The organism is Microvirga sp. GN3, from assembly GCF_055792825.1.
In genome coordinates, this window is the sequence record NZ_JBVVAK010000016.1 from 24061 (window position 1) to 49562 (window position 25502).

General features: G+C 61.7%; 21 protein-coding genes and 1 pseudogene. 9 read left to right on the forward strand and 13 right to left on the reverse strand.

Translation table 11 applies throughout. The features are described 5' to 3' along the window. From ACS5Q1_RS10435 to ACS5Q1_RS10465, 7 genes are all read right to left on the reverse strand, one after another. Positions 1–228, reverse strand: coding sequence for a hypothetical protein (locus ACS5Q1_RS10435; RefSeq protein WP_473098103.1), 228 nt, complete (start codon positions 226–228; stop codon positions 1–3). After that, entirely contained in the window at positions 225–866 is a 642-nt protein-coding gene (locus ACS5Q1_RS10440) for a hypothetical protein (RefSeq protein WP_473098104.1), read from the reverse strand. The genes ACS5Q1_RS10435 and ACS5Q1_RS10440 overlap by 4 nt, the downstream gene beginning before the upstream one ends. Next, the gene (panC, locus tag ACS5Q1_RS10445; protein WP_473098105.1) at positions 863–1798 is read right to left on the reverse strand and encodes a pantoate--beta-alanine ligase; all 936 of its coding nucleotides are present in this window, start codon (positions 1796–1798) and stop codon (positions 863–865) included. Before panC ends, ACS5Q1_RS10440 begins: the two co-directional genes overlap by 4 nt. Positions 1799–1807: 9 nt before the next feature. Further along, positions 1808–2686, reverse strand: a complete 879-nt coding sequence (gene panB / locus ACS5Q1_RS10450) for a 3-methyl-2-oxobutanoate hydroxymethyltransferase (protein WP_473098106.1) — start codon at positions 2684–2686, stop codon at positions 1808–1810. 645 nt (positions 2687–3331) lie between these two features. Next, positions 3332–3961 carry a Crp/Fnr family transcriptional regulator gene (locus ACS5Q1_RS10455; protein ID WP_473098107.1) on the reverse strand — a complete coding sequence of 210 codons (630 nt, stop codon included), beginning with the start codon at positions 3959–3961 and terminating at the stop codon, positions 3332–3334. Positions 3962–5153: 1192 nt separating this feature from the next. Beyond that, on the reverse strand, positions 5154–6269 hold the full coding sequence (gene ald, locus ACS5Q1_RS10460) for an alanine dehydrogenase (protein WP_473098108.1): 1116 nt from the start codon (positions 6267–6269) through the stop codon (positions 5154–5156). A 1314-nt stretch (positions 6270–7583) separates the two neighbouring features. After that, complete coding sequence (locus tag ACS5Q1_RS10465) at positions 7584–7940, reverse strand: HU family DNA-binding protein (RefSeq protein ID WP_473098109.1); 357 nt, start codon at positions 7938–7940, stop codon at positions 7584–7586. Between the two features lie 611 nt (positions 7941–8551). Here ACS5Q1_RS10465 and panD point away from each other — a divergent pair. The 7 genes from panD to ACS5Q1_RS10500 are packed head-to-tail and all read left to right on the forward strand — an operon-like array spanning position 8552 to position 14019. Then, positions 8552–9004, forward strand: a complete 453-nt coding sequence (gene panD, locus ACS5Q1_RS10470) for an aspartate 1-decarboxylase (protein WP_473098110.1) — start codon at positions 8552–8554, stop codon at positions 9002–9004. A gap of 32 nt (positions 9005–9036) precedes the next feature. Further along, a complete protein-coding gene (locus ACS5Q1_RS10475; RefSeq protein WP_473098111.1) occupies positions 9037–9771 on the forward strand; it encodes an energy-coupling factor ABC transporter ATP-binding protein in 735 nt (244 codons plus the stop codon). After that, the gene (locus ACS5Q1_RS10480; RefSeq protein ID WP_473098112.1) at positions 9768–10400 is read left to right on the forward strand and encodes an energy-coupling factor transporter transmembrane component T family protein; all 633 of its coding nucleotides are present in this window, start codon (positions 9768–9770) and stop codon (positions 10398–10400) included. Before ACS5Q1_RS10475 ends, ACS5Q1_RS10480 begins: the two co-directional genes overlap by 4 nt. After that, positions 10397–10954: a biotin transporter BioY gene (locus tag ACS5Q1_RS10485; RefSeq protein WP_473098113.1), complete on the forward strand. Its 558-nt coding sequence runs from the start codon at positions 10397–10399 to the stop codon at positions 10952–10954. Before ACS5Q1_RS10480 ends, ACS5Q1_RS10485 begins: the two co-directional genes overlap by 4 nt. Beyond that, positions 10951–12429, forward strand: a complete 1479-nt coding sequence (locus tag ACS5Q1_RS10490) for an AMP-binding protein (RefSeq protein WP_473098116.1) — start codon at positions 10951–10953, stop codon at positions 12427–12429. Before ACS5Q1_RS10485 ends, ACS5Q1_RS10490 begins: the two co-directional genes overlap by 4 nt. After that, positions 12426–13565: an acetyl-CoA C-acyltransferase gene (locus tag ACS5Q1_RS10495; RefSeq protein WP_473098117.1), complete on the forward strand. Its 1140-nt coding sequence runs from the start codon at positions 12426–12428 to the stop codon at positions 13563–13565. Before ACS5Q1_RS10490 ends, ACS5Q1_RS10495 begins: the two co-directional genes overlap by 4 nt. Then, on the forward strand, positions 13558–14019 hold the full coding sequence (locus ACS5Q1_RS10500; RefSeq protein WP_473098118.1) for a MaoC/PaaZ C-terminal domain-containing protein: 462 nt from the start codon (positions 13558–13560) through the stop codon (positions 14017–14019). Before ACS5Q1_RS10495 ends, ACS5Q1_RS10500 begins: the two co-directional genes overlap by 8 nt. 23 nt (positions 14020–14042) lie before the next feature. On the opposite strand, the gene ACS5Q1_RS10505 is transcribed toward ACS5Q1_RS10500, so the two are convergent. Then, positions 14043–14477 (reverse strand): hypothetical protein, encoded by a 435-nt coding sequence (locus ACS5Q1_RS10505; RefSeq protein WP_473098119.1) that lies wholly within the window; start codon positions 14475–14477, stop codon positions 14043–14045. Positions 14478–15578: 1101 nt separating this feature from the next. Here ACS5Q1_RS10505 and ACS5Q1_RS10510 point away from each other — a divergent pair. Together ACS5Q1_RS10510 and ACS5Q1_RS10515 are read left to right on the forward strand one after the other, a co-directional pair. Beyond that, a pseudogene (locus tag ACS5Q1_RS10510) lies at positions 15579–16741 on the forward strand (IS110 family RNA-guided transposase). A gap of 70 nt (positions 16742–16811) precedes the next feature. Further along, a complete protein-coding gene (locus tag ACS5Q1_RS10515) occupies positions 16812–17633 on the forward strand; it encodes a recombinase family protein (protein WP_473098120.1) in 822 nt (273 codons plus the stop codon). A gap of 506 nt (positions 17634–18139) precedes the next feature. Here ACS5Q1_RS10515 and ACS5Q1_RS10520 read toward each other — a convergent pair. From ACS5Q1_RS10520 to ACS5Q1_RS10540, 5 genes are all read right to left on the reverse strand, one after another. Further along, positions 18140–18274 (reverse strand): 3-methyl-2-oxobutanoate hydroxymethyltransferase, encoded by a 135-nt coding sequence (locus ACS5Q1_RS10520; protein WP_473098121.1) that lies wholly within the window; start codon positions 18272–18274, stop codon positions 18140–18142. Between the two features lie 209 nt (positions 18275–18483). Further along, positions 18484–21924, reverse strand: coding sequence for a pyruvate carboxylase (gene pyc, locus ACS5Q1_RS10525; protein WP_473098123.1), 3441 nt, complete (start codon positions 21922–21924; stop codon positions 18484–18486). 64 nt (positions 21925–21988) lie between these two features. Continuing rightward, a complete protein-coding gene (locus ACS5Q1_RS10530) occupies positions 21989–22906 on the reverse strand; it encodes an NAD(P)(+) transhydrogenase (Re/Si-specific) subunit beta (RefSeq protein ID WP_473098124.1) in 918 nt (305 codons plus the stop codon). 10 nt (positions 22907–22916) lie between these two features. Next, a complete protein-coding gene (locus ACS5Q1_RS10535; RefSeq protein ID WP_473098125.1) occupies positions 22917–24488 on the reverse strand; it encodes a Re/Si-specific NAD(P)(+) transhydrogenase subunit alpha in 1572 nt (523 codons plus the stop codon). A gap of 48 nt (positions 24489–24536) precedes the next feature. After that, positions 24537–25418, reverse strand: coding sequence for a 3-hydroxybutyryl-CoA dehydrogenase (locus ACS5Q1_RS10540; RefSeq protein WP_473098126.1), 882 nt, complete (start codon positions 25416–25418; stop codon positions 24537–24539). Positions 25419–25502: the final 84 nt, after the last annotated feature.

Genomic DNA, 25502 nt, shown 5'->3' on the forward strand with positions numbered 1-25502 from the left:
TCACCTCCTCCCCGCGATCCGCTGCTCGACCAAATCGTGCGACTGCACGAGTAGGGTTTCGCGGTCAGTCGCGAGAACGATGGTCGGACGTTGCCCCTGACGCGCCACAAATGAGACCCAGCCCGCTTGGGTTGGTCCAAACCGGATCCGATGATCGAGGAACTCAATCTCGTCGATCGCGCCAGAATTCTTGAAGGCTCGAGACATCAGGTCAGGCTGGATTGTCATCGCTCGAGGCTCGCATTCTGCATCACTGATCCTGTGCGTGATCTCCCGTCGAGGGCTCCGCTCGAAGGTGACTGCGAGATCGCAAACGAAACGAGACCGGAGGAAAACCTTTCCGTCACGAGCGCGAGCGCTGTTCCAGACCCACTGAGGATCATCGCGACATGCTCGAAGATGATCTCAGGGCGCGGCTGATAGGCTGGGCCGCCAAGCTGTGATGGAACTGGAGAAGGCGCTCGTGTTAAAGGCGGAATGTGCGCCATAAGCGTGCGACGGCAAGAACGAAGCGGCGCAATGATGGTCTCGAACGGGACCTCCGTCGTTTGCAGAAGATCGTTCATTTCCGCAGAAAGGCGCTGCGGCACAAACCAATTCTCGGCCATTGCGAGTGGCAGTGTGCCCCGCATCAGCCGCACCTGCCGGTAGTGAACGGCTTCGCCCCCAGCGGGTTCTAGAGCCGCTTCGACGTCGTCAGGGATCACCGCAGGCGTGAACCGCTGACGGATCTCGACGCTGATCGGTCCCTGCGAGAGCCCATGCTTCTCACACCAGACCAGAAGGGTTTCCGTCGTCGTTGTACCGGCGATCAGGCGGGGGCATAGATCCCGAATGTGGGCTTCGACGCCAGATAGTGGCGTCATGACGGTCGCGGCCCTTCTGCACCGGCCGTGGCCTGCCGATCGAGAGCATGCGAGACCACCTCCAACTCGTGATCGCACAGAGCTGTTGCCGGAGGGATCAGGAGCACGTTGTCGATTAGGCGCGTGGCCCCGACGTAGGCGGCCACGCACAAAGCGGCCGGCAGTTCGACCAGACCTTGAATGGCCTCCAGCGTCTCGGTATCTCTCATCTCAAGGTACTGCAGCTGGTCGACCTCGCTCATGTGTGATCGTGCGATCTCGATCAACCTGCCGCAATCGCGCTCGCCTTCCCGGTACGCCGCCTGGGCGGCCAGCAGGCCCCGGCTGAGGCAGCAGGCGCGCTCGCGATCGGTGGGGCTCAGGTAGCTGTTGCGACTGCTCATTGCGAGGCAATCTGGCTCACGCACCGTGGGCACCGTCACGATCTCGACGGCTAAGTTCAGGTCGCGCACCACCTGCCGGATCACGGCGCATTGCTGGAAGTCCTTCTGGCCGAAGAACGCCACATCCGGCTGCACGATGTTGAACAGCTTGGTCACCACAGTAGCCACCCCGCGAAAGTGCCCGGGCCGAACGGCGCCACACAGCGGCTCAGCCACAGGCCCAGGCTCGACAGCGGTCTGGAAGCCCAGCGGATAGATCTCGCTCGCATCCGGCACGAAGATCAGGTTCACGCCTGCCCTGCGGCAAAGTTCGTGATCCTGCTCAAGGGCCTGTGGGTAGCAGTCGAGGTCCTCATTCGGCCCGAACTGGGTTGGATTGACAAAGATGCTCACCACGGTGATGTCACAGCGGGCGACGCTCTCGCTGATGAGCGCTCGATGGCCGTCGTGCAGAAAGCCCATGGTGGGCACGAAGCCGACCCGCAGGCCTGCGGCGCGGTAACCACGCAGGCACTGGGTCAGGGACTTGATCGTGCGGAAGGTGAGCATCGGCAGGCCTCACGAGTTGCTGGAGAGGTGTGGCGTCCAGGTAGACACCACCTCCTGGACATCGGCTGGCAGGGCATAGGCTTCCGCAGGTGACGGGAAGGCGCCACGGCGCACGTCATCGGCCCAGTGGGAGAGGGCCTGCTGCAAGAGATCGAAGCCATCAACGTAGGTGCGCACGAACTTGGGCCTGTGCCCCTGGGTCAGCCCGAGCACATCGTGCAGGACCAGCACCTGACCCGAGCAGCGTGGCCCAGCTCCGATGCCGATGGTCGGGATGCTGAGGCTCCGGGTGATCTGCGCCGCCAGCTCGCTCGGAATGCCCTCGAGCACGAGCGCAAAGCAGCCCGCCTCCTGCAGCCGGTGCGCGTCTTCCAGGATGCGGACAGCGTCGTGCACTCCCCTGCCCTGCACCTTGAAGCCGCCCATGGCATGCACGCTTTGCGGCGTCAGTCCGAGGTGGCCCATCACCGGGATCTCACACTCCACCAAAGCCCGGATCGCCTCAGCACGCTTTTCCCCACCCTCCAGCTTCACGGCCGTAGCCCCCCGCTGCAGGAAGCCGCCCGCATTACACAACGTATCGTCGAGGCTGAGGTGATAGCTCAGGTACGGCATGTCGGCCACGAGCAGGGCTCTCGGCTTGGTGCGCGCCACGGCTTCGAGATGATGGTTCATCATGGCCATGCTGACCGGCAGCGTGTTGTCGAAGCCGAGACAGACATTGCCGACGCTGTCGCCGACCAGGATCATGTCGACCACGGGATCAGCCAGGCGTGCTGTGACGGCATCATACGCTGTGGTCATCACCAGCCGCTGGCCGTCCCGGGACCACTGTTGAAGCAAAGGGATGGTTACGGCTGATGAATTGGCTGAGGGGTGATGGCTCATGAGGGCTTGCTTTCCGGCCGCGGCTCAATGTTTGAAAGGGTAATCGCTGAATGCGATATGCTACTCACCCTGTGCGCGAAAAACGGTTGACCGACCTAATCGCGTACCAAAACCAAGCCTGATGCTCAGGTAGTCTTCTAACTTGGTCGATCGTCTTTGTTCAAGAGTACAATTCTCTAATTTCCAGCTCACATCTAAAAAATCATTTCCTCTGACGACATCTCAGCGAAAGGAACATCCTCACGAGAAACAAGAGCACCTAGCGTCGGTGAGGAACATTCCGTCATAATCATCCTTTCAGATTAAACAGCAGGTTTTTTGCTGTTACTGCGAGTACAGCAAGCGCAACTCGTTAGCATGGCTAAAACAACAAAAGGCCACCTTGCAGGGGCACGACCGAGCCGGCGCGAGCGCACTGCGATTGGGGCGGAACAATCGGATGTGCCCGATATCGGTTATACATAGGGGCGAAGACCAAGCTGTCCGCTGTCTCAAGTCTACACGTTCTTCCAAACAAACCAGCTCTGTCACTCTGCCCAAAGCAACTAGGCAGTCAGATATATCGCGCTGGCGATAGCGGCCAACGCTATGACCAGGCAAAGCACGCGAACCCCGATGGATGGTTTGCGTCGGGCCCACTGATGCTCATTGACCTGCAGAAAATCGTCGTCGTCTGGTGTGCGCATGATCAGTCTCACGAGTCTGCGAGGGTGAGAGTTGCTTTGACCGCTGACGCATGATCGCGTGACATCCGCAAGCGATCTGTTCAAGGCCAGAGAGGTCGGTAATTGTGATGGCACCGCGGCCTTGGTGGATCAAACCCGCTGACTGCAGCGCACCCGTGACGAGACTGATCGTTGACCGCTGCACCCCCAACATTCGGGACAAGTGCTCATGGGTGAGGGGCAAGGTCGCCTGATTGGCTCGATTAAGCATGGTGAGGATCCAGCGGCAGCAGCGAGCCTCGACGCTATGAACGGTGTTGCAAGCCATGGCTTGGAGTGTCTCCGCCAGCAGGACCTCCACATAGCGCAAGAAGAGTTCACGGAGGTTCGGTCGTTCCTCGAACGCATGATGCAGAACGTCAGTGTCAATGCGGGAAGCAGTACCCGTGACCTGCACAACAAAGCGCCCAACTGATTGGCGGGTCATAAATGCGCTGGCCAAACCAAACATGGCTTCCCGTCCGAGCAGCGCCATCTCGACGGTTCTGTCATCAGGTAAAAGAGTGATGAGCGAGACAATAGCATTATGCGGGAAGTAGACGAACGGCATGCACTCGCTGGTCTCATAGATGATCGTGCCCTTACGCAGCTCAATCAGCTGAAGGTTGGTTCAAGATGCCCGAAGTCCTCCGGCTGCAGCGCCGATAGCAAGCAATTCGCATGATGGGATGATTGGTGCGAGGACAGTGACATGACAGCAATCCTTAGCCTATGTGAATCTTACCGTCTGAGCGGTGGACAGATAGTACTTGATGCCAATCGGTAGGGCTTGTGCATTTGGGCCTGGCTCGCAGCTTTGTTGCCAAACGCGGCCCGCGCGGTGGCAAGGCGGGCGATCGAAACGCAGCACGGCAAGCAGGATATGTCATCGAGCTCCACCGATGCTTCTCCTTGTCGCTCAGTTGAAGCAAGCGAAAGGCGATCTGATCCTGAAGAGAGTTGGTCAGGCAACTCATTTCGCGTGCCTTGTACGATGCGCAAACTGCGGTTGCGTCTGAGAGTCCGTGATGCGGGGCCATCCACGAAGAGCAAAGGGGGCTCGCTGCGGCTTGGCCGCAGCGAGCCCAAGTCTGGGAGGAACGTCCGGAAGGACATCTCCCCTGCCAGAGGGGAGTACGGTAGCCGAACAGGTGGCCACCTCTTCCGCTACCGGGTTTCCCGGCAGGGAGAGCGGTGCAGACCCGTGGCCTGAGACTTGGATGCCTTGAGGGATCATCGCCCGAGACCTCACGGGCCCGATCCTCGCCCGCCCTGCGGCCCGGGTGGCATCGCTATCCAACTCTTCTTTCCGCGTCGTGGACGAGATCGGCTGCGATGGCCAACTCAGCCTCATCGAATTCAAAGCAGCCACAACTGTCGAGTACCGTACCCGTGGCATGGGAGCATACCTCCAGCCAAAAGGGCGGCACGTCAGGCCGGAGATCGTTCGGCTGAACGATCTCCGTCAATCGCACCTCGATAACCCGAGAGCGCGCCAACGTCACCGATCGGACACCGCCCGACTCATTTGGTGTCACCGCCAGCTGCACATATGCACGCAGAATCGCGTGCTCGATGTGGTCGAGGCTGGGATCCTCGCCATAGTCTTGATCTCCGCATTTCGACCAGCCCGAGCCATCGATAAGCCCACGAGCGGCGCACCCTCTCCTATCGGAAGACGATCGTCTGTGGGCTGGAAGTGCTGGCATCATATGACCTCCTGGATCCTGCAGGTTCACGTCAATCCCTCTGTCCCGCTCAGGCTAGACGGCGATGGTCTCTTCAGCCGGCGAGAACGGCAGACCGAGGCTGTCGGCCACGGCCTTGTTGGTCAGGCGTCCGCGATGAATGTTCAGGCCGTCTCGCAGTGGGCGGTTGTCGACCACGGCCTGCAGACCTTTGCTCGCCAGCTCCAAACCGAAGGGGAGCGTCGCGTTGTTGAGGGCCTGGCTCGAGGTGAGCGGAACGGCCCCGGGCATGTTGGCGACGCAGTAATGCACGATGCCATCGACCTCATAGGTCGGATCCGCATGGGTTGTCGCGCGCGAGGTCTCGAAGCAGCCGCCTTGGTCAATGGCCACATCCACGATCACGGTGCCGCGGCGCATGTGTCGCAGCATCGCGCGCGTCAGCAGCTTGGGGGCGCTGGCGCCTGGCACCAGGACCGCGCCGATGACTACATCGGCGGCGAAGACCTCCTGCTCGAGGGTCTCCAGTGTGGAGAAGCGGGTGCGGACACGGCCGGCAAAAAGCTCGTCAAGCTCCCGCAGGCGCGGGATCGAGCGATCAAGCACCGTAACCTCCGCTCCCAACCCGACAGCCATGCGGGCGGCATGCGTTCCCACCACCCCGCCGCCGATCACGACGACCCGCGCCGGCGGCACGCCCGGCACACCGCCGAGGAGCAAGCCGCGGCCACCGGCCGATCGCTTGAGCGCGGCGCCTGCGGCCTCAATCGAGAGCCGGCCGGCCACCTCGCTCATCGGAGCCAGCAGCGGCAGCCCGCCCCTGGCGTCCGTCACCGTTTCATAGGCAATGGCCGTGCACCCGGACGCGAGCAGGCCCATGGTCTGGTCCGGGTCGGGCGCCAGATGGAGATAGGTGAAGAGAAGCTGCCCGTCGCGCAGTTGGGTCCACTCGCCGGGTTGCGGCTCCTTGACTTTCACAACCATCTCGGCGCGGGCAAAGATCTCGGCCGCCGTCTCAACGATGACCGCTCCGGCGCGTCGGTAAGCCTCGTCGTCCGCGCCGATTCCGGCACCGGCACCGGCCTCGACGAGCACCGTATGGCCAGCGGCCACGTATTCGCGGATCGCCCCTGGTGTGAGCCCGACGCGGTACTCGTGCGTCTTGATTTCCCTCGGCACCCCGACGCGCATAAGAACCTCCCTGGTGCACCATTGTTAGCTGCCTATTGCGTCTGGTTCTCAGCGAAAACGAGCTGACAGTGCATGATTTGGGCTAAATACTTCCAGGAAGCGGTGGAAAAGTGCGTCATGCAGCGTGGCCGTCTCGATATCGCAATCTTGCCGGAGCTGGCCGCCAACGGGCGCGCACGCCAGACGGAACGATGGGACAGGATTGGCCTTTCCGGCACAGCGATCGCACGGAGGCACAAGGCTCTCGCGAAGCACGACATCCTTCAAGGCCGCAAGGCTATCCTCGACCTGACGCAGTTTGGCCTTGTACCACAGCGCTGGTCAGAATCTCTCTGGAGAGCCAGATCGAGGCGGCCTTGCAGAGTTTTGAGGCTGCGTTGGCGAATTGCCCTTCAGTCGTGCGTAGCTTTCTGATGTCGGGCAGCGATAACTAAATAGTTACGGTTCTGGTAGGTGGAATCCATGACTAGGAGCGGATCCATAAGACGGAGCTGTCCAGCCTCCCCCGCGTGTCTCGTATTCACGCGAACTGCGCCATCCGCGAATCCGTCAACCGGGCGGTGCCGCTCTCTGTGTTTAAGAAAGGAACCTTGGCTCAACAGCATCGTCTCCACGGGATAGAGGCGCTCAAATCGATACTTCGTGAACGGGAGTCGGTCTTTGGCGATCTTGGCTCGGTTCATGGGCTGATGACATGTCTCTGCGCAGTATAACCGGGGCACGTGACCTCCAGACAGGGCGCAGCGGAAATGGTGGCAGAAGGTGAGAACTTCATCGATGAGTCGCTGTCAATGGAACTTGAGCTTGGGTTAAACGACTCGGTTCCTCGAGATCATCGACAGCGTTCCGGCGGATCCTGACGAGATCCCGTACTGACCGCCATCCGTAAAGATCAGGAAGTGAGGCACACTATAAGCCACCGCTTCGCCAATAACGCTCAGACGGGACGAGATCGCGGTAAGCTGTTGCCACACACGGACCCACAACCACTTCTAGATCCGCCGTCACTACCTCTCCGCCACGGAGTACCGAGCTGCGCGGGACCACGCCTCCGCCACTTGGCGCGATGTAACAGGCGCTGCCTCGCAGGTTAACGTAGCCTGACCTGACGACTATGCCAGCAGACACTTTGTCTATTCGGCCTCAAGTGATAATGCCCTATGTCCTTTTGGCAAGCACCGCGAGCCGACCAGCACCGGACTTAACGCTCGCGGAAGATCATGCCATCGAGGATCTCCAGACCGATCTCCTCGCCTAGGCGCAGGCTCACGTGGAGTGGAAAATTCCAATTCTGCGGCGATCCCAATTCCGTTTTCATGCCGCCCGCCTTCCCCGAAGCTCTGTATCCTTCAGAATATCCAGGGACAGAGAGAAAGGCCGGTTCACATGGGTGTTGAGACCATTCGAGGGACGAAACGCAGTGACTCGGCGCGGCACAAGTGAGACCTCGGCCCTTGCCCTTGGATTCTGTCCTGCCTGCTTTGCCTTATCGCCCGCATGAAAGATGCCGAACCCCGACAGCTTCACACTCTCACCTGCTGCACGAGTACCGCAGATCTCTCCGGGAAGCTGTGAGGCCAGTTTCGCGGCCCCAATTCGTGCGATGTCAACCTTTCGGCAAAGGGCGGCAACGAGGTCTGTCCCGATTAAGTTCTTGCGCGCTATCACCACACTCTCGTCAGGTCAAAGAAATGGGCTGCCGTTGCCAGCAGCCCGAGTTTGGGAGGAACACTCTTCAGTGTCGCGACGCCGCATGCGTACAAGGGGGATGCGCGTCGCGAAAGCTCGCTGCTGCTGAGCGGGTACGTTTGAAATCCCCTTTTGACAATGTAATCGATTACGCAATTTTGTTTTCTAAAACGGACCAAATCTGTGACGAGGAAGCCACAGGGTGCAGAGGCTCTTTGCGGCCTGCATGGTCATTCTCGCCTTCTCAATGCGTCTCTGCCGCGAATTGCTTATCCCTTCGCTTGTGGCAATCGACAAGAAAGGACGAACTGACTGTCTGTGAGCCTGAGACAGCACAAACGATCTCTATCGAGGTATGAATATAGAAGATCTAACTCTTGAACCTGGGTTCAGTGCCGCGTTAGAAGCTTTCCCAGAATGAGGGCGTTCTCTTAAGGCTATCGGGAGCCCGCGTGCGGCATTGCTGTCGGCGCTCACATTGAGGATGGAAGTCGATTCCTGCAGCACGGAATTGGCCATGATGGATGGGTGGAGCGACGATGCCGTCTTGCACCCGACCAGGTGCATCGACAGCCTTCACAAAGGATCACGCAATGAGGAAAGTTGTCGCGGCTAAGTTGCACGGCATCCACGTGACCGAGGCCAACCTGAACTATCACGGCTCGATCACCTTGGATCCGGATCATTGCGAGGCAGCAGGCATTGTCCCACTTGAGTTCGTGGAGATCTGGAACAAGAACTCCGGCGCCCGGATCTCGACCTATGTCATTCTGGGTGAGCGCGGATCCCGGTGCTGCATCCTGAACGGAGCCGCAGCACGAACCTGCCAGCCGGGGGATCAAGTGATCATCTGCAACTCGATCTACATTCCTGAGGGGCAAATCACCGAGATGACTCCGAGGATCTTGACCTTCGACCAAGAGAATAACGTCATTGACCGTCTGAGCTATCAAGTCCGGGTCGATTCAGCAGGACGCTATCAGTTTTCGATTCTCAATGAGGCCGGCGTCAGGCAGCCGATCCCCCTTCTCACCGGCCTTGGGTGATCTTGCACTTGGCGTTTATGAGCGAATGACCAATGACTGAAGGAGCAGCGCGGCTCGTGCTCCCCGACCCTCACATCATCTTCGACCAGGTGACCTTCGCTCACGGGGAGCACGTTGTTTTCGACGGCTTCTCCCTCTCGCTGCAAGAGCAGCGGGTTGGTCTCATCGGATCCAATGGCTCGGGCAAGAGCTCCCTCCTGCGACTGGCCCACGGTTTGGCTCTGCCGGCCGGCGGTATCGTCACAATAGCAGGTCTCAACACAACCACACAGCGGCGACAGATTCCGTCCCGTGTCGGCTTTCTTTTTCAGAATCCTGACCGCCAAATCATCTTTCCGACAGTCGGTGAGGAGATTGCCTTCGGCTTTCAGGAGCGAGGGGAGACACGTCGGGGCGCCATGCGTCAGGCCCTGGTGTGGCTTGCCCGGTTCGGACGAGCTGATTGGGTTGAGCGGGTCGTGCACGATCTGTCGGAGGGGCAGAAGCAGCTGGTCTGCCTGATCTCGGTGCTCGCGCTTGAGCCGAGTCTCATTTTGCTGGATGAGCCCTTTGCCAGCTTGGATCTCTCGATCCGGCTCGCCTTTGCGGATCAGCTGCAGGCTCTCGATCAGCCGATCGTCATGGCCAGCCATGATCTCGACTTCCTGGCACCGTTCGATCGCATCGTGTGGCTGGAGCAAGGGCGGGTTCGGGCCGATGGACCTCCTCGGGACGTCCTGGAGGCCTACAGAGCCGAGGCGCATCGGGGGATGAGGGAACTCGCATGATTGCGGGATACCTCGCCTGTCCCACTTGGCTGCACCGTGTCCCGGCTGGCCTGAAGCTTGGAGCTGTCACGGTCTTGAGCCTTCTCGTGCTGCCGGTGACGGATTGGCGGGTGCTTGCAGGGGGACTGGTCCTGGTGCTGGTGATCTACGCCAGCCTCGGGCGAGAGGCCTTGCGCCGCTTGGCCTTGCTCAAGCCCCTGCTGCCGTTTCTCGTTGCGATCGCGTTGCTGCAGGGCTGGTTGGAGACGTGGCCTGCGGCCGCGGCCTCGACCACACGCATCCTCCTGATGGTGCTGGTCGCAAGCCTCGTGACCTTCACCACGACCATGCAGAGCATGATCGACGCCCTGGCTCCTGTTCTGGCGCCGCTCAGACGGTTCGGGCTCAATCCCCGCGTGCCCGCTCTCGCGATCGCCCTGGTGCTGCGCTTCGTTCCGGTTCTGCTGTCCGCGTGGCAGCAGCGGGAGGAGGCTTGGCGCGCCCGCACCGGCCGCCGTGCCTCGATCAGGCTCATCCCCTCTTTCATCGCCGAGGCCCTTCGGATGGCCGACCAGGTGGCCGAAGCCCTCGACGCGCGAGGCTTCAACACCCGTCCATCCGCTCACCACGCTTCAGGAGACAAGCCATGACCACCCGCGAGTTTGTTCGCATTGCGCTGTTTGCGGCGATCATCGCCGCCCTCGGGCTTCTGCCCAAGATCGACCTTCCCTTTGCGGCTGGCGTTCCCGTGACCGCCCAGACCCTCGGCGTGATGCTGGCGGGCGTTCTGCTCGGCCCACGCTCCGGGGCCGCAGCCGTTCTGCTCTTTATCGCCGTTGTAGCGCTTGGGGCCCCGCTCCTGGCCGGCGGGCGCGGGGGGCTCGGGGTCTTCTTTGGCCCGACGGTCGGGTTCCTGCTGGGCTGGGTTCCGGGCGTGATGGTGACCGGGCTGGTCTTCCGTGCGCTGCCCAAGCTACCCGCGGGCGTCTCTGCCGCGGCCGCGTCCATCCTGGGCGGCATCGGTGTCATCTATGCCTGCGGGATTGCAGGTCTGGCCCTGATGACCGGGATGCCGCTGGCGAAAGCGGCCCTAGCCAGCCTCACCTTCCTGCCCGGTGACCTTCTGAAGGCCATCGCAACGGGCGCAGTTGTGGCCGCCATGCCGGCGTCCACGCGCCTGAGAGCATCCGTCCCGCAGCCATGAACGTGACGGCGGCCATTGCAGAGCACGCCCGGACAGCCCCGGATCGCCTCGCGCTGATCATTGAGGACGAGGCGCTGACCTACGCGCAGCTGGAGGAAGTCGTCTCCCGTCTGGCCGCATCGCTGTCCCAGGAGCCTCTGGGCGGGATTGCACTTCATCTGCCCAACGGTCTGCCGCTGGCACTGCTGAGTCTGGCCGCGGCTCGTGCAAATCGCGAGGCCCAGATCCTGGATCCGGATTGGCCGGCTGAGATGACGCAGAGGGTTCTCACCAGTCTGCGCCCTGCCCGCGTGTTCACCTCCGACCCGCGTGTCATGAGCGATCAAGCTGTTCTCGTGGATCCCGGCGCCTCGGCCCGAACGCTCAGCGGGTCTCTGGCTCCCCTTGGTCCCGGAGCGGTCCCAAAGACGGATTCCAGCACAGCCTTCTATGTCGGCTTTACGTCTGGATCAACCGGGGAGCCCAAAGGATACCGCCGCTCGCATCGCTCCTGGTTGGAGAGCTTCAAGGGCGATGCGCTCGAGTTCGGCCTTGGTCCCACCGATGTCGTCCTCGCCCCCGGGACGCTCACCCACTCCCTGTTCCTCTATGCCTTCATGAATGGCCTGCATGCTGGGGCAACGGTCATTCTGAGCCGTCGTTTCAAGCCGACGCAGGTGCTGCACCTCATCACGCAGCACAGGGTGACGGTGCTCTATGGCGTGCCAACGCAGCTCACCCTGGTGATCGAGGCGGCCGAAGAGGGGCAGCGAGAGCCATTGTCGTCCCTGCGCTGGCTTCTGAGCTCGGGCGCCAAGTGGTGCTCCGAGGCCTGGCCGCGCCTCAAAACCCTGGCGCCCAATGCCCGCTTTGCCGAGTTCTATGGAGCATCCGAGCTGAGCTTCGTGACAGTGGCGAAGGACACCGAACCTGTGCCTGTGACGTCGGTGGGCCGGGCTTTCCCGGGGGTGACCATCACCATCCGCGATGAGGGCGGGCGTGTCCTGCTGCTGAGCCAGCCTGGACGGGTGTTCGTCGAAAGCCCCCTGGTGTTTATGAACTATGCCTATGGCGGGTCTGGCGGCTGCTGGCGCGCGGGAGCGGCGGTCTCGGTGGGCGATATCGGCTTTCTTGATGCCGGCGGTTTTCTGCATCTGGTCGGCCGTGCCAACCGGATGATCGTCTCGTCCGGCAAGAACGTCTACCCGGAGGAGATCGAGCGGGTCTTCGCACAGCACCCGGGCATTGCCGCCGTGGCCGTGTTCAGCATGCCCGATGCCCAGCGCGGCGAGCGGATCGTTGCGATGCTCGCTCTGCGCGATCAGACCATCAGCCGGTCCGCTCTCATCGCTCATGGCCGCCAGGCTTTGCCGCTGTTCAAGGTGCCCCGGCGCTATGGGGTCGTCACCGACTGGCCGCTCACGCGCTCGGGCAAGACGGATCTTGAAGCCTTGCGGCACGCATGGCGTCAGGGCCGTTACAAGGCCCTGCGATGAGTGGCGCGTTCCTGATTGCCGCCCGGCGCCTCGCCGTCACCCCGCGCGGGGGTGCGTTGGCCGGCTTTGAGGCGCACGAACTGGCCGCAGCGCCCATCCGCGCGGTGCTCGACGACGTCGGCGCCTCGGCCGCACAGGTCGATGAGGTCATTCTCGGCAATGCTCTGTATGGCGGCGGAAACCCAGCCCGCCTTGCCGCGCTCGCGGCCGGCTTGCCAGAGACGATACCCGCCCTGACGCTGGACACCCAATGCTGCGCCGGCCTGGACGCGATCCTGGCGGCGGCGACCCGCATTCGCGCGGGCGAGGCCGATCTCATCGTGGCGGGGGGTGTCGAGAGCTACAGCCGCGCGCCCATGCGGATCAGACCCCCCAAAAGTCCTGACGACGCGCCCCACCCGTATGACCGCCCTCCCTTCACGCCATGGCCTGCTCAGGATCCGGACATGATCCCGGCCGCCGCCGCCTTGGCAGAAGAACTCGCGATCCGGCGCAGTGATCAGGACGCGTTCGCAGTGGCGAGCCACGCCAAAGCCCTGAGCGCACTGCGATCCGATGACATCACGCCGCTTGGAGGGGTCACACACGACGGCTTCGCTCGCCGTCTCACACCTGCTCTTTGTCGTCGGCTGCCGGTGCTGGCTGGCGACACCGTGCATGGGCTGACAGCAGCGACAGTGGCCGTCGAGGCCGACAGTGCAGGCATTGTTCTTGTGGCTTCCTCGTCAATCGCTCGGCACGTCGGCCGGACGGTTTTAGAAGTGGTGGGGGGAGCCAGGGTGGGCGGTGATCCAGTCCGTCCAGGCCTTGCGCTTATTACAGCAGTCCGCAGGCTGCTTGACCGCCAAGAGGTGACGGTATCTGAGCTGTCGTGCGTGGAGATTATGGAGGCTTTTGCCGTGCAGGCGATGGCTGGGATCGCAGCCCTGGGGCTCAACCCAGCTCTCGTCAACCGTGGTGGCGGCGCCCTTGCGAGGGGACATCCCATTGGCGCTTCAGGCGCAATCCTGGCCGTTCGCTTGTGGCATGAGATGGCGCGCTTGAGAGTTGGTAGCTTCGGACTCGCGGCGATTGCGGCTGCCGGAGGGCTCGGAAGCGCACTTCTCCTCCGCTCCTCTGGAGGTCGTCATGGGTGAACCCTTGCGCGTCAAACAGGCATCGGATCTCGGTCAGTTTCTGCATCAGCCGCTCGGTCCGACCGCATGGGGCCAAGTGCGACAGGCTACCATCAATGTCTTCGCGGCGCTGACCGACGATCCGCAATGGATTCATGTTGATCCATCTCGCGCCGCTGAAAAATTACCCGGCGGGCGGACGATCGTTCCGGGTCACCTGCTCCTCGCCCTCCTGCCTTCTTTGGTTCGGCAGACCTATCTCGTCACGGAAGCCCGAAGCAGCTGGCTTGTAGCCCTGCGGAATGTGCGATTCCGGCAGGCCATCGAATGCGACGCGCCATTCCGGTTCTCTGGACGTATTCTAGATGTGAGTAAGCGAGGATCAACGACGTTTGTTGAGATGCAGTGCAAGTTGGTGTTGCTCGACCAAACTATTGCATTGCAGGCCAACCGCGTTGATGCGTTCCGGAGCTGAAGGATCTCAGCCAAAGAAGCCGCTCAACCACCCTGCGAACAAAACTCGTTGATATCGCCCATTGCAATGAGCGCCAGCTTCTGATGTCCCTGATCCCTCAGCAGGTTCGCTGCGCGCCATGCGCATAGACCGCTGCGGCAGCAGAGCACGATGCGGCTCGATTCAGAGCCATCCCGGCTCCGCTCCACGATTGTGTCAACGGTCGCGCGGCGGGCCTGCGGAAGCGGAGAGACCGGCACTTCATCAAGGCTTCTGAGTTCGAAGACAATATCATCAGCGTTGACGTCGGATGGCGCGATAAAGGGCGGCGCAACACCAGTCGCGTCCGGCGCATCTAGGAACGAAAACCCGCCAAACTCCAGCTTCTGCAGATCCACCGAAATCAACTGCCCAAGTGGTGATGGATCAAGGCCCAGAATTAGGGCCAACACCATCTGCGCCTGCACGCTGCCGAGCACGCCCACAACCGAGCCTAGGACCCCTAGCGTGGCGCAGTTCCCGAGGTTCTGAGGAATATGGGTGTTTCGCGCGATCGTTTATCCGTTGGCTGCCGCAAGGCCGGTTGAGAGGTCGAAGCGGTCGGCGTTCGATCGATAGAAGAACATCGGCAAGCTTTCACCCTCGCCATCTCGGTTGGCAGTGGTGCATCGCTGTGCCTGTTCTCTTTTGCGACCAGTTCGGTCGTTGCCATTGTGCTTCATTGCGTAGCCGGCATACTATGAAACATGTCTTGCGCGGTGGCCAACAGGTACCTTCTGACTGTTGTGGACACTAGCATAATTGGCAGCATTCGGGTATTCGCGACCTTGCTTACGGCTGGCTCGGGCTTACGACATATTTGGTGCCGACGCTTATGCTCGGCACTTCCGAAGCAATCCTTTACCCAGACGCGCTTTTCGGGCCTCGCGTTCCCGCCTCCCCAGCCGCTCAGCCAGGGCGATCGGCGACACAACGATGTTGACGACCTGAAGACATGAGATGCTGTGTTGTGGTTCAGCCAAAATGGTACGCGAGCCGTTGGTGACGACCACATGGCCCTGGTCGAGTCAGTGATCGACGATGTTCGGAAGGCCGTAGCGAAGTCCGTGTGCCTCCCAATAGAGGGCAAATGCTCCGCCCTCAACCCGTTTTCCGAATTTGGTGCGCGTTCCAGACGATCATTTGGCAACATTGACAGGTTTGTGGTCCTCTCCGACCGATGCTCGGCGCGCGATGACGCGGCGGGCGAAGCGATCCGACATTCGTGCCGGAGATGGTCTTTCACGTAGTCAACCAGGGATTCCTCGCCGGCGCCGCTCGGCTCTAATGATCTTCACGAATGTCCTGTGACGGAGAGGCCTGCGTGTCGAAAGAAGCTGACGATCATCTTGGGTCGTCGCTGCAGGCGGGCGAACTCAAGACGCACCAGACGGTGCAGGTCGTCGACGGATCCGGGTAGCGCATTCTCCATAGCCCGCTTGACGAACGCATTGCACTGCTCCTCCGGATTGAGAAGCTATGGGGACACGGCGAGGACAGTGCATCATCGTCGGTGGAGTCAGCCAAAGGAGCGCCCCATCATGCCCCAGCCCAATGACTTAAGCCGGAGCCGGATCGCACTCGAGCAGGACAGCACGATCATCGCAGTCGTCGAGATGAGCCAGGCCAGCTGGCTCGTGGCCGCCATGGTGCCAGGCATCGATCGCCATCCGCTCAAGAAGCTGGAGCCGGACCAAGAAGGACTATTGCGCCTTCTGCGCCACTGGCAGGGCGAGGCCGTCCAGGTCGGCTGTACGATCACGCGCATCGCGGTCGCCTTTGAGGCTGGCCGTGACGGCTTTTGGCTGGCCCGCTGGCTGCGAACGCGGGGCATCGAGGCCTACGTCATTCATCCCACCAGCATCGCTGTCTCGCGCGAGCATCGGCGGGCCAAGACGGATCGGCTCGATACCGCCTTGCTCAAGCGCGCCTTTCTCGGCTGGCTGCGTGGCGAGCCGGACCACTGCAGCATGGCGGCGATCCCCTCCCTGGCGGACGAGGACGCCAAGCGCCCGAGCCGCGAGCGCGAGAACCTGGTGAATGAACGCACCCGGCTCGGGAACCGCATGAAGGCGATCCTCGCCCGCTTTGGAATCCGCAGCTTCCGGCCGACGCTGCGGAACTCGCCCGAGCAGCTTGAGGCGCTGCGCACCCCCGAGGGTGTTCCCCTGCCGCCCAACACCCTGGCCGAGATGCGTCGGGATCTGGCCCGCCTGAAGGTCGTGCGGGAGCAGATCAAAGAGATCGAACAAGCCCGTCTGGAGCGGCTGGAAAGGGTCCCTGCAGAGCGGCACAACACCATGGTTCAGCTGCTGGCCCGGGTGATCGGGGTTGGGGTCGAAACGGCAGACATGCTCGTCAACGAGATCCTCTCGCGTAACCTGCGCGACCGCAGGGCTGTGGCGCGCTACGCGGGCCTCACCGGAGCGCGGACGAGAGCGGGGCCAAACGCCGGGAGAAGGGCTTGGCGAAAGTGGGCAATGCCCGCGTTCGTCGCGGCATGCTCCAGCTCGCTTGGCGGTTTCTGCGGTTCCAAGCCGACAGTGATTTGGCGCGCTGGTACCGGGCCCGAACCGCGGATGGCCGGGGAGCCACGCGCAAGACCCTGATCATCGCTCTGGCCAGGAAGCTGCTCATCGCCTTGTGGCGTTTGGCAACGACAGGGGACCTGTCGCAGGGGATCACCCTCCGGCCGGCCGCGTGAGGCAAAGGCCAGAGAGGCGATCAGGCTTCGTCATCGAACACCCTCCCGCTCCCTCAGGAGCTTAGCAAAGGTGTCCACCAATGCGAGGGAGGATCAGGCCAGCTATGCCTCCATCCACCGGATCATTGAGAACCCGGTCTACGGCGGCGCCTATGCCTATGGTAAGACTGCTTCTGCGGCAGGGTATGGCGTCGACGGGGTGAGCGTGACGATCCGTCGGAAGGCACGGTCGCAGTGGCTGGCGCTGATCCCTGAGGCCCATGAAGGTTATGTCAGCTGGGAGAGGTTCGAAGCGATCCGCACGACGGTCTCAGGCAACGTTCCACCCGGCAGGCATCACGGCGCGCCCAAGCATGGCGATGCGCTGCTTGCTGGGCTGATCCGCTGCCGGCGATGCGGTCGGAAGCTGACGCTTCGGTACACGGGTGCACAGCACGGTATTCCGCGCTACAGCTGTAGCCGCGCCTGGATGGACAATGGGGGTCCCCATTGCATCGCCTTTGGCGGTCTGCGGGTTGATGACGCCATCGAAGAGGCGCTGCTCGGCGTAGTCGGACCTGGCGCTATCGCCGCGGCGACGGCCGCGGCCGCCCAGGCCACGCAACAGAGGGACCAGGTGCGCGAGGCCCTTGGCCGCGATCTCGAAGCGGCGCGCTATGCCGCCGACCGCGCCTTCCGTCAGTACGACGCCGCCGATCCGGCGAACCGATTGGTCGCCGGCGAGCTTGAGACGCGCTGGAACCGCTCGCTTGCCCGTGTCGCCGGGGTGGAGAGTAAGATCGCCGCGCATGACGCGCCGGCCGTGCCATCGGCCATCGCCGGGAGGCGCTCGGTGTTCTGGCCGCGAACCTCAAAACGGTCTGGTCGGCGCCAACCACCGATGCGCGCCTGAAGAAACGCATTGTCCGCACGCTGATCCACGAGGTCGTCGCCGATATCCATCATGACGCGTCCGAGATCGTGGTTGTCGTGCATTGGGTCGGTGGCGCACACAGCGAGATGCGGTCGCTAAAGCGCCGCCGCAGACAGCGCAACAGCACGTCCGCCGCCATCGTTAAGGCGGTGCGCCGATTGGTGCTCATCGCCATCGATGATTTGATCGCAGGCCCGCTCAACCGCGTCACTGATGCGCGCGAAAAGACAGAGGATTGGCGCAGACGCTACAACCGTGCGGCACAACAACCATATGGTCTCAGCACCAGGGACTCGCAAATCCACCGGGGCAGGTAAGCCTCAGGGCGCCTGGCTCCACCTTCGGGCTTGCCTGCAGCTGCCCCGCTGAATGAAGCCTACAGCGTTGCGCAGGGTATCCCTACGCCGAGGTGGTAACTCAGGTAGGGCATGTCGGCAAACCCAGAGCTCATGGCTTCGTCCGGACGGCTGCCTTGAGATGATGGTTCATCTTGCCGTGTTTACTGGCAAGGTGTTGTCAAACCCAAGACGCACGTTACCCACACTGCCCCCGATCAGGATCATGTCGATCAGAGGATCAGCTAAACGGGCCGCAACGGCATCACAGGCTGTGTTTATCACAAGCTGCCGGCCGTCCCGGGCCTACTGCTAAATCAACGGGATCGTGGCCATTAATGCATGGGCGAAGATTTAATGGCGCACGATGGTTTGCTGTTCTCGGAGCGTCTCAGGCGGAGGAGACGCACTTGCGCGGACGTGAGATGATGCTGTGAGTAGAGTCGATGGACAAAGCTAAACAGCTTGGTAGCATGATCGGGGCTCCTCCCATGTCACTGAAGAATCATGAGGAGATCCTTCGCCTCGACTAATTGGGTTGGATGAACGAGTATCTCGCTCACGGTTGCAGGTCTCGCTGCATGAAGTACAGTCTCCATTTTCATGGCTTCGATCGTGAGTAGCACATCGCCTGCCTCGACTTTCTGTCCAGGGCGCACGGCCACCATCGTGATTGAACCTGGCATTGGAGCTGCCACGTGGGCCTCGTTTTCCTCGTCCGCTTTGCGTCTGCGCGGTAACTTTGCCATTGCGGCTCGGTTCGGAACCTTCACGATCCGAGGCTGTCCATTGAGCTCGAAGAAGACACCGACCTCGCCGTCCTCGTCGGTCTCTCCGACAGCCGCGAGTCGGATCACGAGCGTCTTGCCAGTCTCAACGGTAACCGAGATCTCATCTCCAGCCGCCATCCCATAGAAGAACATGCCTGTCGGCAGGCGTGACACGGGACCATACTTGCGGGCTGTGCGACAGAATTCGGTAAACACCTTGGGATACATCAGATATGAGGCGAACTCTTCATCACTGAGATCCTGCCCGATCTGCGCCTCGGCCTCAACCCGTATCTGATTGAGGTCGGCTTGGCCAAGGAGCGAGCCTGGTCGCACTGAAATCGGTTCCTCGCCCTTCAGCACCTTCTTCTGCAGGGTTTTCGGCCAGCCGCTTGGCGGCTGTCCGAGGTCGCCGCGCAGCATCTCAACAACCGAAGCCGGAAAGGCGATGTCCCGGGCTGGATCGAGAACATCCTCCGGAGACAATCCCTGTGCCACCATCATCAGAGCCATGTCGCCGACAACCTTCGATGATGGTGTGACCTTGATAATGTCTCCAAATAGATCATTAGCGGCCCGATAGGCTTTCGCGACCTCATGCCAGCGCGTATCGAGACCCAGCGCCCGTGCCTGCTCTTTTAGGTTCGTGAACTGCCCGCCCGGCATCTCGTGCAGATAGACCTCCGAGGCTCCGGATTTAAGATCGCTCTCAAAGGCACCATATTTCTGACGCACAGCTTCCCAATAGAAGCTGATCTGCCGGATTATCTCTGGATTAAGTCCCGTGTCGCGGTCCGTGAACCGCAGTGCCTCCACGATTGAACCAAGGCAAGGCTGTGAGGTCGTGCCAGACAATGCGTCCATTGCAGCGTCAACGGCATCGACTCCTGCTTCGATGGCGGCCATCACGGACGCGGCGGCAGTGCCCGAGGTATCGTGTGTGTGAAGATGGATTGGGAGTCTCACCTCTTCCCGCAAAACTTTCACGAGAAGACGTGCTGCAGCAGGTTTGAGCAAGCCAGCCATATCCTTGATCCCAAGGATGTGGCATCCAGCTCGCTCCAGTTCCTTGGCAAGATTAACGTAGTACTGGAGCGAGTATTTGGCTCGGTTGGGATCAACAATGTCACCTGTGTAACAGATCGCTCCTTCCGCCAGCTTACCCTGCTCCGCTACCGCATCGATGGCAACCCGCATGTTCTCGACCCAATTGAGACAGTCGAAGATACGGAAGAGATCCATGCCCGCATGGGCTGCCTGGCGTATGAAGTAACGGACTACATTGTCGGGATAGTTGGTGTATCCGACGCCGTTTGCCCCCCGCAGGAGCATCTGGGTTAAAAGGTTTGGCGCGCCTTCGGAGATTAATGACAGGCGTTCCCAAGGGTCCTCTGACAGGAAGCGCATGGATACGTCAAACGTAGCCCCACCCCAGCATTCAAGGGATAGCAGCTGCGGCAGTCCACCGGCGTATGCACCTGCGATCTGCGTCAGATCGTAGGTGCGCACCCGCGTGGCGAGCAGCGACTGATGGGCGTCGCGCATCGTGGTATCAGTGACAAGAACGCGGTTTTGATCCCGCAGCCACCGGGCAAAGCCTTCAGGCCCCTTCTCCGCAAGCACCTGCTTTGTTCCAGCCGGGGGGGTGCCTGGGAATGTCGGGACAACCGGCTCGCGGGCATGGGCTGGAGGCTTAGAACGCCCTCGCACTTCCGGGTGCCCATTTACAGTCACATCCGCGATATACGTGAGAAGTTTGCTGGCACGGTCACGGCGCTCCTGACGTCTTAAAAGCTCTGGTGTATCGTCGATAAATTTCGTCGTGTATTCGTTCGAGCGGAATTTCGGATGGGCCAGCACGCTCTCCAGGAACGAAAGGTTCGTGGCAACGCCGCGGATCCGATACTCGCGCAAGGCTCGGATCATGCGCTCTATGGCTTCATCGGGTGATGCGGCCCAGGCAGTGACCTTTTCGAGGAGTGAATCGTAGTAACGAGTGACAACCGCTCCTGAATACGCCGTACCGTTGTCGACCCGGATGCCAAAACCGAAGGCGCCGCGGTAGGCACTGATGCGACCGTAATCAGGGATGAAGTTATTCTCGGGGTTCTCCGTAGTGACCCTGCATTGCAGAGCATGGCCGTTGAGGCGGATGTCTTGCTGATCGGGTATTCCGGTTTCATCCAAATGACCCAGCCTTCCTCCTTCGGCAATCCTGATCTGCGCCTTGACGATGTCGAGGCCTGTGACCTGCTCGGTGACGGTATGTTCAACTTGGATCCGAGGGTTGACCTCAATGAAGTAGAAGCTGCCGGAGTCTGCGTCCATCAGGAACTCGACCGTACCCGCTCCTACATAGTCTGCCGCCCGTGCGATCCTCAAGGCGGCCTCGCAAAGAGCATTTCGGGGTGCCGGGTCGAGGTACGGAGCCGGAGCGCGTTCGATGACCTTCTGGTTGCGACGCTGAATCGAACAGTCCCGCTCGAACAGATGAACGTGATGACCGTGCTTGTCGCCGAGAACCTGCACCTCAACATGGCGGGCCCGACGCACAAGCCTCTCGAGATAAACTTCGTCTTTGCCGAAGGCAGCCTTTGCCTCTCGCTTGGCGCTCATCACTGCATCGAGGAGTTTGGCTTCCGCCTCGATCGGGCGCATGCCACGCCCGCCCCCGCCCCAAGAAGCCTTGAGCATCGTTGGATAGCCAATCTCGCGCGCCACACGGCGAATCTCGTCTGGATCGTCCGAAAGCGGAGGTGTCGCTGGCATGACGGGGACCTCGACACGCTCGGCCAGATTGCGAGCATCAACCTTGTTACCGAGGATGCGCATGGTCCCAGGGTTGGGCCCGATGAAAATGATCCCAGCAGCCGAGCAAGCTTCGGCAAATTCCGGGCTTTCTGAGAGGAAACCATAGCCTGGGTGAATGGCATCGACATTCGCCTGCTTCGCGACCCGCAGGATTTCATCGATCGATAGGTAAGCTTCGAGAGGTCCCTTGCCGCGTCCGATTTGATAAGCCTCATCAGCCTTAAACCGGTGGAGAGACAGCTTGTCTTCCTCGGCAAAAACCGCAACGGTGCGGATCCCGAGTTCCGTGGCTGCCCGGAAGACCCGAATAGCAATCTCTGAACGGTTGGCGACAAGGATGCTGCGAATTTTCATGGTTGTTTTCCGTTTCTAAACTCTGGAGCATGCGCGGGAAAGGTCGGCTTCCGGCACAAGAGCGTTAAATGGCCTGCACGAGCTGATCGATACTGGCTTTAGCGTCGCCATAGAACAGCGGGTTCTCAATGCCAGAGTAGCCGGCCCCCTGCACGTGCTTTGAGACGAACAACTGCTTTGCCTTCCACACGTCCTGCACCAGCATGCCAGCGATGGGGCTGTTCGGATCCTTCTGCGTCGCCGGGTTCACGATGTCGTACGGCACCTTGGCGTCCGCCAGGAGCACGTTCGTGTGGCCCGGCAGGCAGCCGGCTACGGGATGAATGGCAAAGCGCACCCGCTTGCCCTTGGCACGCAGGCGCTGCGTCATCTCCGAGACCGATTGCTGCGCCTGCGCCACGGCCATGCCGTAGCCCGGCACGATCACGATGCTGTCGGCCTCCGCCAGAGCGGTTGCCACCCCGTTGGAATCGATAGCGATCTGCTCGCCCGCGTTGGCCATCACCGAGCCGGTGAACGTCACGGCGCCGATGAACACCCCGAGGAACACTTCCACCCGCAGGATGGAGATCTCCACGCCGCTCTTATGCGCCAGCACCCCGGCAAAACCGGTCAGGGCTTGGCGTGAGGCCTCGTCGAGAGCGAGCACCCGGGTGAGCTCGAGATCGGCGTTGAAGCCGATGAACACGGCGGCGAGACCGACGAAGGAGTGCAACGCCGCCACCAGCTGCGGCATCTCGGTCATCTCAACCTTCTTGGCCACGTACCAGCCGATGGCGGAGCCGATCACCAGCATGGCGGCAATCACCGCATAGTTGCCGACGCCGGGTCCAAATACCGTCGCCCCCACGGCGAGCGCCATGCCGGCGATGCCGTACCAGACGGCGCGCTTGGCGCTCTCCTGGCCTGAGAGTCCGCCCAGCGCTAGGATGAACAGGATGGCGGCCGCCACGTAGGCGGCGGAGACAAGTCCAAAGCTCATCGGACGATCCTCACGACTTCTGGAACATGGCCAGCATCCAGCGGGTGACCAGGAAGCCGCCGACGATGTTGATGGTGGCGATCAGGCAGGAGAGCGCGGCCAGGCTGACCACCAGCCAGTGGCTGGAGCCGACCTGCAGCAGGGCGCCGAGCACCACGATGCCCGAGATCGCGTTGGTCACCGCCATCAGCGGCGTGTGCAGCGAGTGGCTCACGCTCCAGATCACCTGGAAGCCGACGAAGCAGGCGAGCGCAAAGACGATGAAGTGGGCCATGAAGCTCGCCGGCGCATAGGCGCCCACCAGGGCGATCAGCAGGCCCCCGGCCACTAGGAGCCCGACCTGGGTGCGGGTCTGTGCCGTGAACGCAGCCCGCTCCTGGGCCCGCTTCTCCTCCGGCGTCAGCTCCCTCGGCTTGTCCTTCGGTTTGGCGGCCGCGATCGCCGGCACCTTGGGCGGCGGCGGCGGATAGGTGATCGCGCCCTGGTGCGTGACTGTGGCGCCGCGGATCACGTCGTCGTCCATGTTGTGGTGGATGATGCCGTCCTTGTTCGGCGTCAGGTCGGTCAGCATGTGGCGGATGTTGTTGGCGTACAGCGTCGAGGCCTGGGCGGCCATGCGGCTCGGGAAGTCGGTGGTGCCGATGATGGTGACGCCGTTCTCCGTCACGACCGTCGCGTCCGGCACGGTCAGGTCGCAGTTGCCGCCGCGCTCGGCCGCCAGATCGACGATGACAGAGCCCGGCTTCATCGCCGCGACCATGTCGGCCGTCCACAGCTTCGGGGCCGGTCGGCCAGGGATCAGGGCGGTGGTGATGACGATGTCGATCTCGGGCGCGAGCTCGCGGCACTTGGAGAGCTGCTTGTCGCGGAACTCGGGGCTGGAGGGCGCGGCATAGCCGCCGGTGGCAGCGCCGTCCTGTGTCTGCTCAAACTCGAGGAAGACGAACTGCGCGCCCATGGACTCGATCTGCTCGGCGACCTCAGGCCGGACATCGAAGGCATAGGTGATGGCACCGAGCGAGGTCGCCGTGCCGATCGCCGCCAGACCAGCGACGCCGGCCCCGACGACCAGCACCTTGGCGGGCGGTACCTTGCCGGCGGCGGTGACCTGGCCGGTGAAGAAGCGGCCGAAGGCGTTGCCGGCCTCGATCACCGCTCGGTAGCCGGCGATGTTGGCCATGGAGGAGAGCGCATCCATTTTCTGGGCGCGGGAGATGCGCGGCACCATGTCCATGGCAATGACGGTGGCGCCCTGGGCCCTCGCCTGATCGAGAAGCTCCGAGTTCTGAGCTGGCCAGAAGAACGAGATCAGTGTCTGGTCGGCTTTGAGGCTTGTTGCCTCGGCAGTCGTGGGCGGGCGCACTTTAGTGACGATGTCGACCTCCTCGAACAGCTTGGCCGTGTCATTGATGAGTGTCACGCCCGCTGCTTCATAGGCGGCATTGGAAAAACCAGCCGCAAGACTAGCGCCAGATTCGACAAAGCACTTGTGCCCAATCTTTTGCAGTTGCGGTGCGGATTCCGGCGTCATCGTCACGCGCGCCTCGCATTTGAATGTCTCCTTCGGAGTTCCAAGTTTCATCGCGCTACTCGAATTCAATCAACAGGGTCACCTCGTCTTACCCTCGCCCTAGCGGGTCGGCACGGGCTTCTCGCCGCGATAATCGTAGAAGCCGCGCTTCGTCTTCCGGCCGAGCCAGCCGGCTTCCACGTATTTCACGAGGAGCGGGCAGGGGCGGTACTTGGAATCGGCCAAGCCCTCGTGAATGCCTTGCATGATCGACAGGCAGGTATCGAGGCCGATGAAATCCGCAAGCTGGAGCGGACCCATGGGATGATTGACGCCGAGCCGCATGGCTGTGTCGATGGCTTCGACGGAGCCCACGCCCTCGTAGAGGGTGTAGATCGCCTCGTTGATCATCGGCAGCAGGATGCGGTTGACGATGAAGGCCGGGAAATCCTCGGACACGGTCGAGGTCTTGCCGAGCTTGCCGATGAATTCCTTGGCGGATTCGTAAGTCGGGTCCTCGGTGGCGATGCCCCGGATCAGCTCGACGAGTTGCATCACCGGCACCGGGTTCATGAAGTGAATGCCGATGAACTTCTCAGGGCGATCCGTGGCGGCGGCGAGACGCGTGATCGAGATCGACGATGTGTTGGTGGCGAGCATCGCATCGGGGCGTAGCGACGGGCTGAGATTGGTGAAGATCTTGCGCTTCACTTCCTCGTTTTCGGTCGCAGCCTCGATGACGAGATCGCAGGTGGACAGATCGTCATAGGTGCGAGCCGGCTTGATCCGCTCGAGCGCCGTCTGCCGGTCGGCATCGGAGATCGCGCCCTTGGAGACCTGGCGCGCCATGTTGCCGTTGATCGTGGCAAGCCCGGCATTGATCCGATCTTCCGAGAGATCGTTGAGCCGGACATTGAACCCCGCGAGCGAGCAGACATGGGCAATCCCGCTGCCCATCTGTCCGGCGCCGACAACGCCAACCGTTTTGACGGGAATAGTCATCCTGATACCCAAGGTGCTCCGGTGCGTCCGAGTGGCACGGAAGCAGGCAAACTGACGAACTCATGCACCAAGCAAGCCCCTCTT

Bases quoted from the DNA above. Each gene is read 5' to 3' on its own strand.
- ald (WP_473098108.1), bottom strand. From the start codon at position 6,269: ATGCGCGTCGGGGTGCCGAGGGAAATCAAGACGCACGAGTACCGCGTC.
- ACS5Q1_RS10535 (WP_473098125.1), bottom strand. From the start codon at position 24,488: ATGAAACTTGGAACTCCGAAGGAGACATTCAAATGCGAGGCGCGCGTG.
- ACS5Q1_RS10440 (WP_473098104.1), bottom strand. From the start codon at position 866: ATGACGCCACTATCTGGCGTCGAAGCCCACATTCGGGATCTATGCCCC.
- ACS5Q1_RS10480 (WP_473098112.1), top strand. From the start codon at position 9,768: ATGATTGCGGGATACCTCGCCTGTCCCACTTGGCTGCACCGTGTCCCG.
- ACS5Q1_RS10500 (WP_473098118.1), top strand. From the start codon at position 13,558: ATGGGTGAACCCTTGCGCGTCAAACAGGCATCGGATCTCGGTCAGTTT.
- ACS5Q1_RS10475 (WP_473098111.1), top strand. From the start codon at position 9,037: ATGACTGAAGGAGCAGCGCGGCTCGTGCTCCCCGACCCTCACATCATC.
- ACS5Q1_RS10455 (WP_473098107.1), bottom strand. From the start codon at position 3,961: ATGCCGTTCGTCTACTTCCCGCATAATGCTATTGTCTCGCTCATCACT.
- panD (WP_473098110.1), top strand. From the start codon at position 8,552: ATGAGGAAAGTTGTCGCGGCTAAGTTGCACGGCATCCACGTGACCGAG.
- panC (WP_473098105.1), bottom strand. From the start codon at position 1,798: ATGCTCACCTTCCGCACGATCAAGTCCCTGACCCAGTGCCTGCGTGGT.
- ACS5Q1_RS10495 (WP_473098117.1), top strand. From the start codon at position 12,426: ATGAGTGGCGCGTTCCTGATTGCCGCCCGGCGCCTCGCCGTCACCCCG.
- ACS5Q1_RS10490 (WP_473098116.1), top strand. From the start codon at position 10,951: ATGAACGTGACGGCGGCCATTGCAGAGCACGCCCGGACAGCCCCGGAT.
- panB (WP_473098106.1), bottom strand. From the start codon at position 2,686: ATGAGCCATCACCCCTCAGCCAATTCATCAGCCGTAACCATCCCTTTG.
- pyc (WP_473098123.1), bottom strand. From the start codon at position 21,924: ATGAAAATTCGCAGCATCCTTGTCGCCAACCGTTCAGAGATTGCTATT.
- ACS5Q1_RS10435 (WP_473098103.1), bottom strand. From the start codon at position 228: ATGACAATCCAGCCTGACCTGATGTCTCGAGCCTTCAAGAATTCTGGC.
- ACS5Q1_RS10485 (WP_473098113.1), top strand. From the start codon at position 10,397: ATGACCACCCGCGAGTTTGTTCGCATTGCGCTGTTTGCGGCGATCATC.
- ACS5Q1_RS10540 (WP_473098126.1), bottom strand. From the start codon at position 25,418: ATGACTATTCCCGTCAAAACGGTTGGCGTTGTCGGCGCCGGACAGATG.
- ACS5Q1_RS10530 (WP_473098124.1), bottom strand. From the start codon at position 22,906: ATGAGCTTTGGACTTGTCTCCGCCGCCTACGTGGCGGCCGCCATCCTG.